General features: G+C 46.2%; 1 protein-coding gene, 1 tRNA gene and 1 pseudogene. All 3 read left to right on the forward strand.

The genetic code is table 11. The features are described 5' to 3' along the window. On the forward strand, window positions 1-150 hold a 150-nt coding region (locus A3766_RS28815), incomplete at its 5' end, for a sigma factor-like helix-turn-helix DNA-binding protein (protein ID WP_156508808.1). 99 nt (window positions 151-249) lie between these two features. Continuing rightward, window positions 250-326 (forward strand) — tRNA-Ile (locus A3766_RS09040). A 190-nt stretch (window positions 327-516) separates the two neighbouring features. Next, window positions 517-838, forward strand: a pseudogene (locus A3766_RS09045) (IS21 family transposase); the annotation flags it as partial.

Genomic DNA, 838 nt, shown 5'->3' on the forward strand with positions numbered 1-838 from the left:
ATCGAAATGAACACAGACCATACTTTGGAAGAAGTAGGTAAGCAGTTCGACGTAACGCGTGAGCGTATCCGTCAGATCGAAGCGAAAGCGCTAAGAAAACTACGCCATCCAAGCCGCTCAGATCACCTAAGAAGCTTCCTGGACGAATAAGCATTTTCCTCTAGCATCTTCTTTCGGGGCGCATTATAATGCGCCCCGTATTGATCAAGAACTCTCTGGATCATCTCTTGGCTCAAAGCCAAAATCAGTGCCCCCTTAGCTCAGTTGGTTAGAGCACCCGACTCATAATCGGTAGGTCCCCTGTTCAAGTCAGGGAGGGGGCACCATTTTTCTTCTTTTATTTCAATTGGTTATTTTAGTAGCTGGCATGCTTGGAATAAGTTGTGCTACATCAGTGCTACATTGGCCTCATTGTTGATTTGCACCNAAAACTGACCCACTAAAGCCATATATTTGCATCGAATTTTGACCCACGTATAAACCTATCCCTGCTTCAGCAAAGCAGGAGAAAATGGAGTGATAGACGTGGCTCTACTAAGCGTAATTCGACGCTCGCATATTCGGGAGGGACAATCGATTCGATCGATTGCTCGGAAGACCGGATTGTCACGAATTACTGTTCGTAAATACCTCAATAATAGAAATTTAGACCCAAGCTACCCTGCAAGGAAGTCGCCGAGTAAGCTGGATGACTACGAGAAGACCTTAACCTGCTGGCTTCACCGTGAGGTGAAAAAGCATCGAAAGCAGCGTAAGTCAGTCAAGCAGCTATACCAGGATTTAGTACAACTGGGTTACACCGGTTCCTATGATCGTGTTGCTGCGTTTGCACGGCAGT

The organism is Oleiphilus sp. HI0132 (assembly GCF_001635845.1).